Annotated in this window: 21 protein-coding genes; 13 read left to right on the top strand and 8 right to left on the bottom strand. The window is 50.4% G+C overall.

The genetic code is table 11. The features are described 5' to 3' along the window. The first annotated feature begins 1 nt into the window (after position 1). The 3 genes from BQ7489_RS04685 (at position 2) to BQ7489_RS04675 (ending at position 1,538) form a co-directional block, all read left to right on the top strand. Positions 2-226, top strand: coding sequence for a hypothetical protein (locus BQ7489_RS04685; protein WP_072530146.1), 225 nt, complete (start codon positions 2-4; stop codon positions 224-226). Then, positions 223-1,203, top strand: a complete 981-nt coding sequence (locus BQ7489_RS04680; protein WP_072530145.1) for a hypothetical protein — start codon at positions 223-225, stop codon at positions 1,201-1,203. The genes BQ7489_RS04685 and BQ7489_RS04680 overlap by 4 nt, the downstream gene beginning before the upstream one ends. A 113-nt stretch (positions 1,204-1,316) precedes the next feature. Continuing rightward, a complete protein-coding gene (locus BQ7489_RS04675; RefSeq protein ID WP_072530144.1) occupies positions 1,317-1,538 on the top strand; it encodes a hypothetical protein in 222 nt (73 codons plus the stop codon). Here BQ7489_RS04675 and BQ7489_RS04670 read toward each other — a convergent pair whose 3' ends face one another. The 8 genes from BQ7489_RS04670 to BQ7489_RS04635 all read right to left on the bottom strand — a co-directional run bounded on the left by BQ7489_RS04670 (position 1,539) and on the right by BQ7489_RS04635 (position 7,967). After that, positions 1,539-2,093 carry a hypothetical protein gene (locus BQ7489_RS04670; protein WP_072530143.1) on the bottom strand — a complete coding sequence of 185 codons (555 nt, stop codon included), beginning with the start codon at positions 2,091-2,093 and terminating at the stop codon, positions 1,539-1,541. Continuing rightward, complete coding sequence (locus BQ7489_RS04665) at positions 2,090-2,647, bottom strand: phage virion morphogenesis family protein (protein WP_072530142.1); 558 nt, start codon at positions 2,645-2,647, stop codon at positions 2,090-2,092. Before BQ7489_RS04665 ends, BQ7489_RS04670 begins: the two co-directional genes overlap by 4 nt. Positions 2,648-2,750: 103 nt before the next feature. Then, complete coding sequence (locus BQ7489_RS04660) at positions 2,751-3,902, bottom strand: phage head morphogenesis protein (RefSeq protein WP_072530141.1); 1,152 nt, start codon at positions 3,900-3,902, stop codon at positions 2,751-2,753. 162 nt (positions 3,903-4,064) lie between these two features. Beyond that, positions 4,065-5,303 (bottom strand): phage portal protein family protein, encoded by a 1,239-nt coding sequence (locus tag BQ7489_RS04655; RefSeq protein WP_072530140.1) that lies wholly within the window; start codon positions 5,301-5,303, stop codon positions 4,065-4,067. A gap of 3 nt (positions 5,304-5,306) precedes the next feature. Beyond that, positions 5,307-5,726, bottom strand: a complete 420-nt coding sequence (locus BQ7489_RS04650) for a phage protein Gp36 family protein (protein WP_072530139.1) — start codon at positions 5,724-5,726, stop codon at positions 5,307-5,309. A 4-nt stretch (positions 5,727-5,730) separates the two neighbouring features. Then, positions 5,731-5,961, bottom strand: coding sequence for a hypothetical protein (locus tag BQ7489_RS04645; protein WP_072530138.1), 231 nt, complete (start codon positions 5,959-5,961; stop codon positions 5,731-5,733). Next, positions 5,961-7,499 carry a hypothetical protein gene (locus BQ7489_RS04640; protein ID WP_072532029.1) on the bottom strand — a complete coding sequence of 513 codons (1,539 nt, stop codon included), beginning with the start codon at positions 7,497-7,499 and terminating at the stop codon, positions 5,961-5,963. The genes BQ7489_RS04645 and BQ7489_RS04640 overlap by 1 nt, the downstream gene beginning before the upstream one ends. Positions 7,500-7,511: 12 nt before the next feature. Continuing rightward, positions 7,512-7,967 carry a COG3415 family protein gene (locus BQ7489_RS04635; RefSeq protein ID WP_072530137.1) on the bottom strand — a complete coding sequence of 152 codons (456 nt, stop codon included), beginning with the start codon at positions 7,965-7,967 and terminating at the stop codon, positions 7,512-7,514. A gap of 174 nt (positions 7,968-8,141) precedes the next feature. Here BQ7489_RS04635 and BQ7489_RS04625 point away from each other — a divergent pair, with 174 nt between their 5' ends. From BQ7489_RS04625 to BQ7489_RS04580, 10 genes are all read left to right on the top strand, one after another. Further along, positions 8,142-9,089, top strand: a complete 948-nt coding sequence (locus BQ7489_RS04625) for a hypothetical protein (RefSeq protein ID WP_072530135.1) — start codon at positions 8,142-8,144, stop codon at positions 9,087-9,089. Positions 9,090-9,110: 21 nt separating this feature from the next. Further along, on the top strand, positions 9,111-10,175 hold the full coding sequence (locus tag BQ7489_RS04620) for a phage major capsid protein (RefSeq protein WP_072530134.1): 1,065 nt from the start codon (positions 9,111-9,113) through the stop codon (positions 10,173-10,175). Then, positions 10,175-10,591: a structural protein P5 gene (locus tag BQ7489_RS04615; RefSeq protein WP_072530133.1), complete on the top strand. Its 417-nt coding sequence runs from the start codon at positions 10,175-10,177 to the stop codon at positions 10,589-10,591. Before BQ7489_RS04620 ends, BQ7489_RS04615 begins: the two co-directional genes overlap by 1 nt. A 22-nt stretch (positions 10,592-10,613) precedes the next feature. Continuing rightward, complete coding sequence (locus BQ7489_RS04610; RefSeq protein WP_072530132.1) at positions 10,614-10,997, top strand: hypothetical protein; 384 nt, start codon at positions 10,614-10,616, stop codon at positions 10,995-10,997. Beyond that, positions 10,960-11,373 carry a hypothetical protein gene (locus BQ7489_RS04605; protein WP_162617775.1) on the top strand — a complete coding sequence of 138 codons (414 nt, stop codon included), beginning with the start codon at positions 10,960-10,962 and terminating at the stop codon, positions 11,371-11,373. The genes BQ7489_RS04610 and BQ7489_RS04605 overlap by 38 nt, the downstream gene beginning before the upstream one ends. Before the next feature lies 1 nt (position 11,374). Beyond that, the gene (locus BQ7489_RS04600; RefSeq protein ID WP_072530130.1) at positions 11,375-12,568 is read left to right on the top strand and encodes a DUF2586 family protein; all 1,194 of its coding nucleotides are present in this window, start codon (positions 11,375-11,377) and stop codon (positions 12,566-12,568) included. Beyond that, a complete protein-coding gene (locus tag BQ7489_RS04595; protein WP_072530129.1) occupies positions 12,568-12,993 on the top strand; it encodes a hypothetical protein in 426 nt (141 codons plus the stop codon). Before BQ7489_RS04600 ends, BQ7489_RS04595 begins: the two co-directional genes overlap by 1 nt. A 20-nt stretch (positions 12,994-13,013) precedes the next feature. After that, positions 13,014-13,325, top strand: coding sequence for a hypothetical protein (locus BQ7489_RS04590; RefSeq protein WP_072532028.1), 312 nt, complete (start codon positions 13,014-13,016; stop codon positions 13,323-13,325). Between the two features lie 166 nt (positions 13,326-13,491). Next, positions 13,492-16,131: a phage tail tape measure protein gene (locus BQ7489_RS04585; RefSeq protein ID WP_072530128.1), complete on the top strand. Its 2,640-nt coding sequence runs from the start codon at positions 13,492-13,494 to the stop codon at positions 16,129-16,131. Positions 16,132-16,134: 3 nt separating this feature from the next. After that, positions 16,135-16,779 (top strand): DUF6046 domain-containing protein, encoded by a 645-nt coding sequence (locus BQ7489_RS04580; RefSeq protein WP_072530127.1) that lies wholly within the window; start codon positions 16,135-16,137, stop codon positions 16,777-16,779.

The following is a 16,779-nucleotide window of genomic DNA, read 5'->3' as shown; positions in this document are numbered from 1 at the left end:
TATGGAGGAAAAAGTAAAGATTTTGATAGAACTGGATAAAAAGACAGTGCAAGCGGCAGCTTATTTGGCTAATATAAACATGTCGGATGAAGTCTGGCAGAAAATGGTTGAAGAACCGATTCTTTTCCCTACGGAACTTATGGAAGAACAAAAAAAGGAAATGGAATTGGGAATGGCTATGGCCGCTTTAGGTTTAACATTACAAAAACAGGAGGAAACAAGATGAAAAGAGTACAAGGAACTAAAGGCGTATCACTGTTTGAGTGTATCAACGCTGATCAGAACAAATGGAATGTCCGCTGGGATGTACAGGACAATCCCGCCGACAAAGAAGGCAAAGTGAAAGGCGTAAACTACATGGAAGAAACATTCTTGTTCAAGCCCGATTTATCGGACGTGAAATCGGTCATGTCGATATGGTGCAGCGGTGAAGAAGCCGTAGGCAGCTTCGTTCTGGACGGAAAGAATATCACACTGGAGCGAAGCGGCATACTTCTGTTGCGCAGCCAGGCGGAACAGGCGGTGAAGGACAACGATGCAACTGTTCCCCTTATTACAGAATCCGGGGTGGTCGAGGTCTCACCCGATGAAGCTTTGTTCATTTCCGGTCGTGTATTGGCTAATTATGGCGACTGCGATAAGAACATCAAAAAGCAACTTGACTCTATTGCCAATGCCGGTACAATCGAAACGCTGACAGCAATCAATTTTCAGGAAGGTTACCCGGAACCGTCCTCCATGACGCTGGAGGAAGTACGTGTAGCTATCGCCTCGGCCAAGAAAACACCGGAACAGCAAGCGGTCCTCTTTGCGCAAATGACCATCAACAATACCGACATGACGAACAATGAAGCTCTCCAGTTGAAGGAAATCCACCCTGAATGGAAAGACTTCATCGGCAAGACTTTGAAAGCGAAATTCCGTGTCCGGTATGAAGATCGCCTCTACCGGGTAAGACAGGAGATTTCCACTGTCCTGGCAAACCAGCCCCCCAGCATTGATACAGCCGCCCTCTATGAGGAAATCAACGAAGAACACGCGGGAACGCAGGATGATCCAATACCGTACAATAATAATATGGAATTGTTCTCCGGCAAATACTATTCTCAGGGCGGTGTTACTTACAGATGTACCCGGAACACCGGGCAACCGGTTTATCAGGATTTGTCAGCGTTGGTTGGGATTTATGTAGAAAAAGCTTGATGGAAAGGAGAGCTAAAGTTTATCAAACGGCAGGATGTGTAAAAATGTCCTGCCGTTTGTTTCTTTTGGAAATGACTTTTTTGTACTTTTGTAATTGAAGTAATTGTAAGAGTATGAAGCCAAAAGGATGTTCCTATGCAAAACGTGTCATCGAGGTGAACGCCATCTATGACGAATACGCCAAATCCGGACTATCTAACCGCGAGATCTGGCGACGCTACATCCATCCTATTTATGGCATCTCAGAAAACACCTTCTATAATTACATCAATGCCGCAGCCAATCCCAAGATAATGGAGCGTAAGGAGGATTTGCAACTGTCGCTTTTTGGCTGATCAGAGTTTTCTCACCTGCGCATTGATATCGGCCGGTACAGGCCGTTTTACCAGTTTCTTGACCGCTGAATCATCATATAAAAGAGTTTGATAAACCTCCGTGTCATCCAGTATCTCTTCGTGGTCGTGGCAGGGAATGGACGCAGAGCGCTTGAACGCACCCCAATAGTTGCCGGTGAACCCGTGCAGGCATCGGTTTATTTTGTCGAGCAAATCCAAATGAAACTCCTCACCGTCGTACCCTTCCGGCAGGGCTTCGGTCAGGATATGCAGCCCTATGGTCAGGTCGGCATCCTGCAAGCCTCCCTGCTGATGCCTCCACGACAGTTTTCCGAACTCCACAAACACGGCGGGCATCGGGAAATGCGACTCCTGTTCGATGAACTCCACCTGTCGGTTCCAAAGTCCGATATGCCTGATTGCGTAATCGGGCGTTTCTCCGGCTTCCTGTATTTCCTTGATACGTTCTTCCGATACGAAGACAATATCGCCACCGTCGGCCAGTAAAAGGCGCGACAGGCGTTTCTTTAGTTCCTGGTATAATATCTTTCTCATTTGTCTATGATTGGATGTCGTTTTAAATAGTCTTCAAAATTCTGTTCTGTTATCTCGCGGATAATCCGGTCGGTTGCCCGCCCCGCTCCGATGAAGCGGCGTTCGGGAATTTGGATGGTCGAACCTACCTTTTTCAAGGCCATTGCCCGGTAAAACTCCTCTTTGTCGGAGAGCTGCCGGTTCCGCTTGTTGTTCCGTTTTTCACCATCCTTTCTGTACTGGTACTTGTCTTGCGTCTCTTTCAGCTTATGCCAAAAGTACCCTTTCATCTTCTTTGTCACCTTGATTTCCCCGCCTTCGTTATGAATGCGTGCGTAGGGTTTGGAAGAAGAATAAACCAGCTCGTCACGCCGTTTCCGGCTCCGGATGCTCCCGCGTAGTCCACCGGTACGCTGCATGAGCGACCCGACGCCGTCATCAAATTTGCGCTCCGGCCACTGCTTTTCGTCAAAAAACGCTGTACGTTCGAAGTTCCGGTCGAACTCTTCGTCAAATTCGACCTTGATATCTTCCAGCGACCGGTCGATGACCTCTTTTTTAAAATCTTCGTCCATAAGATTGGATTTTAGATTATTAGTTGTATATTTGCGATGTAAACGTATGTGTTGAGTGGGCAGACCTGGTCCTGTAAACCTAAGATGCCGCCAACATATACGTTTATTTTATTTTATCTGTGATAGAATACAGGTAGCAATCATGTACCACATTTCCTTTCTTTGTGACAAAATCAGTTTCACCCACATTTAGATATACAGTTTTCCCGTCAATCTCTCCTTTAAAATAATAGAAACGTTTTATATCCTTTTTGGGGTGGGAAGGATCTATTCCTACACATTTGACATATACAGATTCTGCAAGAACCTTATCCAGTCCGGATAAATGTTCTTTCTTCAAAACAGAAGATCTCCCGAATGTATCACTATATAGGTGTTCATTCCCATTCTTGCGGAACCCGATACTTTTTTTCACCCCGTCAATCTCCAGCGTGATCTTTTTCTTCAACAGCGGTTGCATTTCCCTGAGGTAGTGCTTCCGTTCGATGGCCGCCTGCGATTTGGCAATATCCCCTGCGCATTCATGAATAACCGGGCATGCCGCACAAAGTTCGTTGCTCGGCACTTTCGCCAGTTCCTGCCGTTTCTTGCAGGTCTTGCACTTGCTAATGGTGTACGAGTTGTAAGCAGGATAGGCCGCACGCTGCTTACCGGGGTTGAACCGGAACATTTCCGCGTATTTGCCTTCTGTCGCCTTATCTCCTGCTTTCATGGCCTCACTACTGTCCGTTGCCGGATATTTGGATACACGGACCTTAACGGCCTGGCATCTGCAATTCCATGAATTCGGCGGGTAATACTTATCCCAAAAAGGATCTGATGCAGGCAGGGTGATGCCCTCCATTTCCCGGTGTGACGGACGTACCTTTTTGTCCCCGGCAGTGCGGTACTGGAGCAGATATCGACCCTCGCCATCGTCTTGCTGCTCTTCCCACTTTGCGGCCATCTGTGCGCTCTGTACTGCGAAATTGTATTCCGTCTTCAAATAATGCTTGTTGTAAGCATCATTAATCTTTTGAACATCGTTTGAAAACTGTTCAAACGGTTTTAGACCGCCGTTCTCATCCAGCAACAAACCTGCCGCTTCCTTCATTTCGTGAAACGTCTTGAAGCCGGAGAAGACACCGGCGCTTTCACGGAGGCTGGAGACCATCGCCTCTGACGGCTGTTCCTCCATGATTCCCCGTTCAATGCCCTTCGACAGGTAAGAGGCCGTTTCCTCTATCAGATGGCGCACCGGCTTTTCGCTGAGCATGCCTGCCCCGAAGATGCGTTTTTTTATGCAGCCATTTCATAGCCTTTTCAAAGGCCGACTCCACACCGGAAGTATCCGGGTAATCTTCGGCAGAGAGTTGCAGGGAGCCTGTGTGGTACAGTTCCCCGATACGGTTGTGCAGCCCGGCATAATCATCCGGGCTCAGTCGAAAAAAGGGCGTGCCAAGGCTGCCTGTTCCGGCTGTTTCTTCTCGCCGATAATGGGAACACCGTATTTGTCGATGAAATATTTCGGGTCCACCTCGTAGCGGTCTGCAATCATTTTCTCATATTCAAACTGCTGTTCCGGGGTGTAGTCCACGCTGTCGTCCCACTCGAAGTGCAGCCCTTTTACCGGAAAGCCGTGCTTTATCATACGCGGCAGAAGCTGGTCGTTTACAATATCCCTTACGAGGTCGGCATCCTTTTCCACCACATTCTCGAATACTTCCAGATGGACTTCCGACTGGGACAGACTGCTGCCGTTGTCGATGGTCATTGTCTGGTTCAGGATGCCTTTCGACAGCTCTGAGTTGGCACGGTCGATACGTTTGTCATAAATATTAAAAGCGTCGCCCCGTGTCGTCTCCTTGATTTCTATATCCGTGTCTGTCGGGAACATGCCCCACGGGGCTGCCCCCATATTGGAAAGCATGTTTTCAATTTGCGCCCGGTCTTTCGGGTCACGGGATGATGTTTTGGCAATACGTATCGGCATCCCGAAGATTTCCCCGAACTGGTCCCAATAGGCGAGCATGTTCTTTTTCGGGATGGTCTGCGTGGCGGCTTTGAGGTACAGGCCGAGGTCATGCGGTTTCCCGGCTTCAATCACCCAGTCTGCCATCGGCCCATCCCGGTAGGGTATGCCGGATTTCCATTCATCGCCCTGTTCCCGTATGATTACGCCATACTCCTGAATCACGTGTTTCCGGTTGACCACCTCGACGCCGGTATAGCGCATTTCGCCCTCTACCGTGATGATATCACCCAGCTGTATGAGGGAATGCCCCCAATAGCGGGAGTCCAGTATGTATCCGACCATGTCTTTGAACCAGGCAGCTTCCAGTATTTGCGTGGCCGTATCGTTTTGCTTGCCCTCCCGGTCCACCAATTTGAAACTTTTCTTTTCGACGAAGCCTTTGCGCTGGTCCACGCAGCCGCCCAGGTGAAGATCCACTTCAACGTCACGGTAGATGTCATAAAGCCTTCCCCTTCGTGGGTTCTCAACGTCGATGGCGGTCTGCCATGCCTGCCGCCACGAGCGCATGTCCTTTTGCGTGAGCGCATCGGCCTGGAGCTTCAGTTCGACGGTCATCGACTGGATCCGCTTGCGGTCGCGGGCAGATGCCAGGTTGAAATTTCCGACCCTTAGGTCATTGCTGTATCTGTTTCTTTTTGCCATAGCCTACCATATATAAATGTTCTTTTTCTCCGAACCCCACTTCATAGGGTTGTTTATGTCCTCTTCCCCGTCTTCCCCGGTCACGGTCGGCAAGTCCGGCGTAATCTTCCCGGCCTGTACCCCTTCCAACCATTTCAGGGCGAGTTCGTAACGCTCCTTGCGTATCTCGTGCCCCATACGGTTAGGAAGCCATGACGACAGGTGGTAAAGTGCGATATCGCAGGTCCGCATCACAATCAGGTCGTTGCGGTCATCACCGGTGGCTGCAAATACCTTTGCTGCATCATACCGGCTGCGCAGATAGCCGGATACTTCCTCTATGGCCATCCGTTCGGCACGCTCCCGATTCTCCTTGGAACTTTGCTGCAACACCTTCAGCGCGGTGTCGCTTGCCATGATATAATCTTCTTCCGTCAGAAACATAGGCTTATCCGGTTATAAGGATTGCACGTTTTTCAAGGTCTTGAATAGTCGTCCCCTTCCGGAACTTGCGCTGTGCGATCATCTTTTTCAGTTCCTGCTTGGAAAATACTTTCGGTACTCCGGCCACGAGAAGGACCAGGTATTTCCGTTTGCTCACTTCGGATAGCTCACCCGCCAAACGGATGGCGCGTCGTATTCTGTAATTCAGAATCATGTCTTTAATAAACTGTATCATTACCACATATTTTTAGGAGACCGGCGTGTGCCGATACTCGGTTTAAACTCCTGCATTCGCGTATGCTTTTGTAATACATAGATAGCCCCTTCGTCCGCATCCGGGCCGTCATCATGTGTCCGGCTCCCTTTTTCGATGGAAAGGGTCTGTTCAATGCCTGCCAGCATATCCGGGTCGTTCTGCAAGTCCTCGTTGTAAAAGACGAAGCCCCGTTCCCACAGCGGGGAAACCGCCTCGATACGCTGGAATTTGTCCGGTTTCTTGCGTTTGTCAGCCTGTATGGGAAGCTGGTAACCTCTGAGTTTCCCTTCGGTGGCGAACTCATCCAGCAGGATGTCCTGCAAGAAGTTCGCCTCAATGAAATACCGGCAGATGACACTCTCGGGCAGCCGTTCGTGCAGGTCATAGAACCAGCGGACCATTTCCGAAACAGAGCATTGCCGGACGAAGGCGTAGAGGTGGTGCAGTTCCGTCCCGACCTTTCCCCATACCTTGATAGCCTTATAGTCGTTTTGTGTCGAGCCTTTGAACGAGGGGTCACAATAGGCCACTATTTCGTCGTACTTGTCGAGCGGCAATATCTTTTTCCACCGGATCCAGTCTTTTCTAAACACGGAACCCTCCTTGATGGGGTTGTTCATGTATTCCTTTTCAAAGGCACGGTAACCCATGAACTCCCGCTTTTCCTGAATACGTTCCGGTGTCCAGTATTCCGGCCAAGCGGATTTGCCGTTTTTGTCCAGAACATTCACCTGGCTTACCTCCACGCCTTTCGATGCCGCAATGTTTGCCAATACGCTGCATTTGCTGATCAGGTTACCGACCATGATGAAACGGCCGCCCTCGGCGCCGAATGCCCCGAAAAGAGCCTCTTTGACCCATTCCGTAATCTTCCGGACACGGCTGTCATTCTCGCACAGCTCGTCGTCGTCGAGGTCATCGATGACGATGTAGTCCGGACGGCGGTTCCGGTAACGAAGACCACGCGGCGACTGGCCACGGCCACGGGCAAAGAAGGCCACGCCATCGGAGGTGACAAACTCGCCGTCCTGCCAGTTACCGGCATTGTATTTTGTTCCGAAGTCGTGCGTATAGCGTTTGTTGTATTGCAGCTCGGCCTGGATATCGCCAAGCAAAGTTTTGGCTGAGTCTTCTGATTTGCCGACCAAAACCATGACGTTTATCTCCCGCCGCTTCTGCGCCATGAGCCACATGGGTATCATCACGTCCATGTGTGTGGATTTGGCTTGCCCGCGTGCCCATTTGAATGCAGCCTTTAGCGAGCGTTTCCGGAGAATTTTCCTTGCCGCTTCGATATGGTGTTTTGCCGATGGGATAGCCTTGCCTGTCTCGCTGTCTGTACAGTAGTGCGGAAAGTAATATTCCACGAAATAGGCATAATCCTTTCGGGCACGGCAGATGCGTTCCTGCTGGGAGGCTTTCGTCTCTGCCGTGTTGACGGTGGAGAAGTTCTGGATTGTCTCACAAAGTTGTTTCCAACGTTTCAGAGCCTCTTTTTGGTTTAATTGTGTCGCCATATACATTATATATTATAACCCCGGATTTTCTGCCGAAACCTGTTCGGCGATGAAGGTGTCCTGGTAACGGTTGGTCATTTTAAGGAAATCGACCGTCAGTTCCTTGTCAAACTGGGTGCGTGCCACCAGCCAGTTGTTGTACGAGGTGAGCACTTCGATAATGGTCGTCGCGTTAGTGCGTTTGTCTATCTTTTCGATACTGGCTGCCAGTTTAGCCATTTCGTCAGCGGTCATTTCCCCGCTTTCCAGCCGTTCGTCGGCCTTCTTCATGATTTTGGCCACCAGCTCCTTCCGGGTAATGGATTTGGCGGTCCGCAATGCGTCCCAACCGCCCTCGCTGACCCATTTGTTTACGCTGACGCGCGAAACGCCCACCTTCTCGGCTACCAGCTTCTGCGTGTCCCCATTCAGGTAATAAAGCCTGGCCAGCTCTTTTGTCTTTTCCAGTTCTTTTTTTGATAATGCCATGATAAAATGGTTTGTTTTTCAGCAAAAATGTAAAGAAAGACAGCAGGCGGCAACAAACCGCGCAAGGCTTGGGAAGAAGTGTTCAAAGGTTGGGGAAAAGCTCCCAAAGGTTGGGGAGATTTTTTCAAGCCCCTCACCAATGGTGTATGTTTGCGCATATCAACGAACAGACGAATGGCAAAAAGAATAGTGATAAGCGATGAGTCGGTCAACTGCTACGGCACATGGATCAGCACGGCAGGCATGGATATTTCCCAGTATGAGAAAAACCCCGTACTGCTCTGGATGCATTGGCGTGGCGTTATCATCGGCTGCATCAAGGATGTGAAGAAAGAGGAAGGGCGGGTGACGGGAGAACCCTATTTTGACGAAGTACGTGAGGAAAGCCGGCAGGCAAAGGCGCAGTGGGAAAAGGGCACATTGCGTATGGCTTCTGCCAATGTGGACGTGCTGGAATACAGCGACGCTCCGGAGCTTGTAAAGCCCGGACAATACCGTGCGACCGTCACCCGCAGCAGGCTGACCGAAGTCAGTATGGTGGATATCGGCGGCAATGACAATGCACTGCCGCTTATATTGAATGTTGACGGAAAAGAATTGAAACTGGCAGCCGGTGAGGAGTCCGAAAACCTCCCGCTGCTTAATAATAACACTCAAAAATCAGACGAACAGATGGATTTTAAAGCAATTGCCCTGAAACTGGGCTTGCCGGAAACGGCAACGGAAAAAGAAATCCTTTCCACGATTGAGGTACTGTTGGGCTATAAGGCAGCCAACGAGCAACTGCGAAAGGAAAAGGAAGAAATGCAGCTGGCCGGTATTACCTCCGCCGTTGAAGCTGCCATTACCGAACGCCGCATCACGGCCGAGAAGAAAGACCATTTTGTCGCCCTCGGCAAAAAGATCGGGTTGGAAAGCCTGAAGCTGACTTTCGAGGCCATGAACCCCGCACAGAAACCGACGGACATCATCCATCCGGCAGGCGGAAGTTCCGCTACATCGGAGTACAAAAAACTGTCGGACGTACCGACCGATAAGATGATGGAACTTAGAGCAAATGACAAAGAAACCTATATGAAGCTGTATAAGGCTGAATATGGCGTGGACTGTCCTAATTATTAATCACAAAAAACGAAAGAACGAATGAAAACAAAATTCGGATTGAAAGCGATGACCGCCCTGCTGTTCAATGCGGTGATGGGCATCATGTTGGCCGCCTTTATGGGCGTGTCGGCTACGGCAGGGGCCGCAACCGCCGTAGGCGTATCATTGGCGGCAGGAAAGTTCATGCCTTCCGGCTCACTCTGTGAGGGAGTATTGACGGAAGTGTGGACCGGTGAACTTATCAAGACTCTTCGCGCCGGAGACGTTGCAACCTTCCTTGATGGGCTGCCCGATTACTCGCAGTATGCGGAGAATGATGTAATCCACATGATTGATGTCGGTGGTGACCCGGACGTGTTGGTCAACAATAAGACTTACCCTCTGACAATACAGGAAATCACCGACAACGATGCGGTGTTCTCACTGGACAAATTCCAGACCAAGCCGACTCCGGTAACGGATGATGAACTGTACGCTTCTTCCTACGACAAGATGGCAAGCCTAAAGGAACGTCATGCCGATGCCATCAAGGAAAAGAAGTATGCCAAGGCCATCCATGCGTTGGCACCTGACTCCAATGCGGAAAAGACTCCGGTACTTAAAACCACGGGGGAAGTTGTCGGCGGCGGCACAACGGGCAGACGTCGCCTCCAGATGTCGGATATTATCGCCCTGAAAGATAAATTTGACAAAATGAAAGTTCCTGTACAGGGCCGTCGCCTGGTATTATGCTCGGATCACGTGAATGACCTGCTGCTGACCGACCAGAAGTTCAAGGACCAGTATTATAACTATACGACCGGAAAGATTGCCAACCTGTACGGCTTTGAGGTGTACGAGTATTCAGACAATCCGGTGTACAAGGTGGCCGGAACAAAGGTCGCTTTCGGTACGGCTGCATCGGCCAATGAGTACCAGGCATCCGTGGCGTTCTACACCAAGCGTGTATTCAAGGCGTCCGGAAGTACAAAGATGTACTATTCCGAGGCCAAGACAGACCCGCTGAACCAGCGTAGCCTTGTGAATTTCCGTCACTATTTCATCGTGCTCCCGAAGAAGAAAGAGGCGATGGGCGCTATCATGTCGGAATATAAAGCATCCTGATGATGGCACCGCGAGGAATCAGAAACTGTAATCCCGGTAACATCCGAAATTCGGATGCTACCGATTGGAAAGGGGAAGTCCCGGCCGGAGCAAAGAAGGATAATTCCTTCGAAGAGTTCAAGGATATGGCGCATGGCTACCGTGCCCTGATCAAACTGTTGCAGAACTACCGCCGGAAATATGGCTTGCAGAGCATTGCCGATTTTATTAGCCGGTGGGCTCCACGAACCGAAAACAATACCTCGGGTTATATCACCCGCGTATGTCGGGAAATGCAGGTTCCGACAACTTATGTTCCGGACGTGGAGGATAAGGGTACAATGTGTGCGCTGGCCGCTGCTATAAGTGTGGTTGAAAACGGTATCCCGGCTGTCATGGCCGACGTGGAAGCCGGCTGGGAATTGTTGAACGAATAATAAGAACACTTGTAAAATCAGAATGGAACCTTTAGAGATTATTTCCTTAGTAGCTGCAATCATTACCGCACCGTTAAGCTCGTGGCTTACGGCTAAACTTCTGCGCAAGAAGTACGACGCTGAAGTCGATGGCCTTCGGGCGCAGGTAGAAGCCTCCAAGGCGGATACGCGCGGCGACGAACTGGCAAATGTCAAAGAAGCGATGTCCATTCTGATGGAACAGGTCGTTGAACCTCTAAAGAAGGAAATCAATGCGATACGTAAAGAACTGGCACGGCTTCGCCGGGCTGTCGAAAAGGCGAACCGCTGCCCTTTTGCCGATCATGCTGATGCTTGCCCTGTGCTGTATGAATTGCGCAGGGCCGAAGATGTCGAAGGGCACGCACGTGAGCCAACCGGTGCCTGAACCGGTGATGAGGGAGCGCCTTGTGCCTGTCTATCTTTCGCCTGACTCCGCACTGCTGACCGCCCTGTTTGAATGCGACAGCACAGGCCGCGTCCTTATGCAGGAGGTGGAGGAACTGAAAGGAAAGACAATGGAAACCGACCTGTCCTTCAAGGACGGGAAACTGGACTACAAGGCGAAAGCCGTCCCCGATACGGTTTATGTGCCCGGCAAGGATTCAATCATCTATGTGCCGCAGGAGGTAAAGGTCGAGGTGGAAGTGAACCGTCTTACCTGGTGGCAGGAAACGTGGATGCGGATCGGGAAAATATCAATTTCAATCCTGGCGCTGCTGCTTGGTTTGAAAGGTGTTCGAAAACTATTAAAACGCGATTAATATGAGTTTACCAAATGTGAATATAACGTTAGGCAACGGCAATATCGGTACTGTTACCTTGTCTGACGATGGTATTTCGGGGCTGATCCTGTCCGGCAAGGCTGTTAATGATACGTTGGCCCTTGATAAGGTTTATGTCCTTGCCGGTACTGCTGACCTGAAAAAGTACGGCATCACAAAAGAGAACAACCCACTCCTGTACAAGGATATCATGGCATTCTATACGGCTGCCGGAGATGGCGCAGAACTTCACTTGTTGGTGGTGGATGAAGCCAAGAAACTGACGGATATCTGTTCGATGGGGGACGGTTCTCCCTTGAAGAAACTGATTGATTCAGCCGCAGGACGTATCCGGCTTGTCGGGATCAACGTAAATCCCGGGACTGACTACAATGCTACAGTAGAAAAATGTATCGACCAGGATGTCGTGGAAGCGGTAAAGGCAGCACAGAATGTTGCAAGCAATTACCTGGATAAGATTGCCCCGTTTGTGGTTCTGCTTCCTGCCCTTGCCTGGAACGGTTCAACGGACAGTCTGTACCAGCCGCGAGAAGGCAGCGAGAACTGCGTATCGGTGGTGCTTGCCTCTGACGGCAAAGTGGGAGAAGGCAAATATTATTCGGCTGCGATTGGTCAGGTATTAGGCCGTCTGGCGACTTGCCCGGTCAATATCTCACTTGCCCGTGTTCGTGATGGGAGCATTGCTGCGGAAGGCTGGCTGACGGACGGCAAAAAGCCGGAAGAGGATTACAGCCTCTGGAATGCCCTGCACGATGCCGGCTATATCTTCTACCGCACGTTTATCGGAAAGAACGGGTATTACCTGAATTATGACGCGACTGCGGTAGCGACAACGGATGATTACAACCGCCTTTCCTTGACCCGTGTCATCCAGAAGGCATTGGTGATATGTTATAAGACATATATCGATGAAATCATGGACAGTATCGCAGTTGACCCGGAAACCGGGCAGTTGCCGACGCCGATCTGCAAATATTACGAACAGTTGCTTATCCGTAATGTCAATGTGAATATGGAAGGTGAAATTTCCGGTTTCAACGCCTATGTGGATCCGAAACAGGATTTGATATCAACCAATGTCCTGAAAATACAGGCAAAGATTGTTCCTACGGCCCTGCTGAAGGAAATCAATGTGGACTTATCGTTTAATAATCCTTATAACAAAAGTGAATAATGGCAACATTCAATTCTAAAGAATATGATTGGACAACCGTGACAGTCGTCCTTTTGGGCAAGCCGGTTGAAGGTATCCGTGGCATCGAATACAAGTCCAAACGTGCAAAGGAACTCCTGTTTGCCTCCGGAAAGAAGGCGCGCGGCATACAGATGGGCAAGAAGGAATATGAGGGCACGATTACCGTGCTCCAGTCCGAACTGATTGCCATGCAGACGGCCGCAAAGGCCAAGGGGTATGATGATGTTACCGATTTGGAGTTTGACATCATTGTTTCCTATATCTCGGAGACCGGTGTGGTTCAGACGGACAAAGTCGTTAACGCATCCATCACGGAAGCGCCGAACAGCATCAAAGAGGGTGACCTTTATTCGGAACACGCGCTGCCTTTTATCGCCTGCGACGTGGAATACAATGTGGTATAACTATAATAATGTATGGAACTATGAACGAAAAAGACAATAACAAGACAATCACCCCCGAACAGATTGAATCCTGGAAAAAGAAATGGGGCGACGTATTTTGTGTCACCGTCAGCGACAAGGTGGCTTATTTGAAACGCCCGAGCCGACAGGCTCTCAGCGCGGCTGCCGTTGTCGGGAAGAATGACCCGATGAAATACAACGAAATCCTACTCGGCAACTGCTGGCTGGCGGGGGATGAAGAAATCAAGACGGATGATGCCCTGTTCCTGGGCGTATCCACGAAGCTGGGCGAACTGGTTGAAGTAAAGGAGGCGGAGCTAAAAAAGTTATAAAAGGAACTGCCGTGGCGGAGAAACCCGGCTGGCTGTTCCTTTCGGATGCCTTGATCCGCCACTGGCTACACCTCGATCCTTCGACGCTCAGCGATGAGGAATGGGCCCTTCAGATCAGGATGGCCGAATGGGTAAAAATTGACTTCATTAACAGCATAGGCAAATTATGGCAAACAAAATAGAATACATCTTTTCCCTGCGTGACCAGATCAGTGCAAGACTGGGAAGCATTACGGCGACCTCGGACAGAACCGTGGCCGCCCTTTCAGGCGTACAGGATAAGGTGCGGTCTGCGGACAGCGTTTGCCGTGACACGGGAAGGACACTCGGTTCGCTGAAAATGAAGATTGATGCCCTGCAAGCCGAAAGGGAATGGATTCCGGCTGACAATATTCCGGCTATCCGGGAATATAACCGCGAGATTGCCCGGCTCACGGATGAAATCGAGGAACTGGAGACAGCAGCCGGTGGCGGCAAATTCAAGAAATGGGCGTCGGAGGCATTCGATGCCATTCCCGGTGCAGGACTTTTGAAAAACCCGCTTGTCACCGGTATCACTGCTGTTGGTGCAGCGGGCATGGCCGGCATGAGCTTCGATGAGAACATGGCCCAGGTGAACATCACCGCCCAGTTGGACGAAGCGGGGCTGGATGACCTGAAAAAGCGTTTGAAACAGATAGCGGCAGAAAACAAAACGGACGTACAGGTCACCCCGGTAGGCTTCGAGGCTATCAACTCGCAGGTGAACGATGTTGACCTATCCCTTTCCATATTGGACGCCGCCCTCAAAGGCAGCAAGGCGGGATTTACCGACCTCGATACTGTATCGGCGGCGTTAGCCCAGACGCTTTCCATCGTGGGTAAAGAGAATACGACGGCACAGGAAGTATTGGATACCTTCTTTGCGGCAAAACGTGTTGGTGCCGGAGAGTTTGCCGACTTTGCGCGTTATATGCCGAACCTTATAGCCGGAGCCGATAACCTCGGCATTGCCTATAAGGAGGTAGCCGGGACCTTTGCCTACATGACTGGTAAGGGACAAAGCGCCGAACGTGCCGCCACGCTGATGGAAAATGCCTTCTCCGTATTGGGACGTGTCGATGTCCGTGACAAACTGGCAAAGGCCGGAGTGGATGTATTCGATGATACCGGCAAGATCCGTAGCGTTGTGGATATATTCACCGACTTGGAAGGCGTTTTGGGCAGGATGAATGACGAACAGAAATCATCTTTCCTTGAAAAGGCCGGTCTGGTGGATAAAGAGGCGAAAAGCGCTTTCGCCGTCCTTACCTCTGATATTGGCAAGCTGAAGGAATCCATGAACGATGTCGCCAATTCCGCGGGTGAAACCGATACGGCTTTAGGGTATTCGGCAAACAGTATGCAAAAGGCGACCGAAGTGTGGAACCAGTTCAAGAATATCGGTACCGAGGTTGGAGAACTGACCCTTCCTGTCATTAGCGCAGGGCTGACCGTGGCCGGAGCGGTTCTTGCCGGGGTGTCTTCGGTACTGGAGGTCGTTATCGGTTTTTTCAGCGGGTGGTATTCGCTAATCCAGGAAGGGAATCCGATTGTTGTCGGGTTTACCACCACATTGGGCATACTGACCGCAGCGATGGCGTTGAACTATGCCTGGACCCAAAAGGCGGTTGTCATTGGTGGCATCAAAAAAGTGATGGATATTGCGCAGACAGCCGTCACCGGTGGTTTGACTGCCGCACAATGGGCACTCAACGCGGCGTTTGCGGCTTCCCCTATCGGATGGGTAGCTGTTGCCATCGGTGCGGTGATAACAGCCGTTACCTATTGCTGGCAGAAGTTTGAAGGGTTTCGTGTGGTTATTCTCGGTACTTGGGAAGTTATAAAGGAATTTGGACGGACGCTGCTTGACAGTATCGTAAAACCGTTCAAACAGGTATTATCCGGTATTGGCGGTGTCTGTTCGGCAATCGTCAGTATGTTAAAAGGCAACTTCAAGGAGGCTGCTGGACTTGCTAAAGAGGGATTTAAAGATATAGGGGAAGGCGTTTTGGGCGCCAATCCCGTATCAGCGGTATATAACACCCTGCAAAAGGGCAACTATTCCGCGGCCTGGGAAAAAGGCAAGCAAGCGGGCAAGGGCAGTTGGGCGGCTTCACAGGAAACAAACGATGCGGATGCCGCCAGCCAGCTAACCCCCGAAATGCCAGACGTTGTTAAAATTATGCCGGAAAAGATTAAAAAAACAGATTTTGACTCCTTGATGGCAAAGTTGGATACAACCGGAAAAAAGAAAAAAAGTAAAACACTCCGCTTGGATGACAATATTAAAAATCTGAATGCATCTGCGGAATATACCGCTATTACCCGCAAACTTGAACCGGCGAATGTCACAGCTGTCCCAGTATCAGGGTCTATGGGAAAACCCATACCTATGACCATTTCTTCTGCCTCTACGAAAGTGGATGACAGTACCCAGACGTATGACGCAGGGGAAACAAACTACTTGGCTGACATCATGCAGAACGTCCGGAAGATTGCCGCGGCGGTTGCCGTTCCGGGCATGCTGGCTTCCGCTCCGAACGTGCAGGCGATGGACATACCGACACCTGGACGTTCCGACGCCTACAATGTGGAGAATATCCGAGAAACCAATAACCAGTTTACGACCGATAACAGCCGGACGTATAACGATAGCGGGCGTAGCGTCCAAGTAGCCAAAGTGTGTGATGAAATTGTGATACACGTGGCTAATACCGACCAGAAAGGAATTGACACGATACGCCGGGAGATCATGAACGTATTAGAGGAATTGGGAGAGGGATAAGTTATGGCATCAAAATATACAGTCAAAGAGGTGGCGCAGACGTTCAAACGGGTAAGCCAGTTCAGTTTGGGCGACATGCTGCTTAACGTAATCGGGTATAAAGGTTTTCCGTACCCCGGCGGGTTCATTCCTGACGCCCCAGCAAAATATAAAGGAGACGGGTATGAATACCCCGGCGAAACGGCTTCGGAGAAAACGAACTCCGACTTCGGTTCTACGCTCCGGAAGAAGGACGCGCAAGGCCGGTGGTATTTCATGCCGGTGGTTCTGGAACATAAGGGGGCGGAATACGAGATACCGAATGCCGTCATCTCTATCCGGGGCAAGAAGACGATTGTTGAAACGGCGATGGTCGGCCGTAAAGGTACGGTGAAGGAACTTATCTCAGTGGACGATTACGACATACGCATTGCCGGTGTCTGCATGGATGTGGATTTTCCGGACAGCCAGTTGGGCGACCTTGCGGAGCTGTATAACATCAACGAGTCGGTCACGCTCAAATGCGCCCTTACGGACATCTTCCTGGATGAAGAGGACAAGGTTGTAATCAAAAGCATCGATTTTGCCGAGATGAAAGGATGTGAGACGGCGCAGGTGTTTACAATGGAGCTGGTTACGGATAGGAGTTTTGAATTAATTCTGGAGTGA

Origin of the sequence: Bacteroides ilei (genome assembly GCF_900128495.1) — a bacterium.
GTDB lineage: Bacteria > Bacteroidota > Bacteroidia > Bacteroidales > Bacteroidaceae > Phocaeicola > Phocaeicola ilei.
Note: the sequence above shows the minus strand (reverse complement) of the source record. Positions and strands in the feature narration are given on the sequence as shown.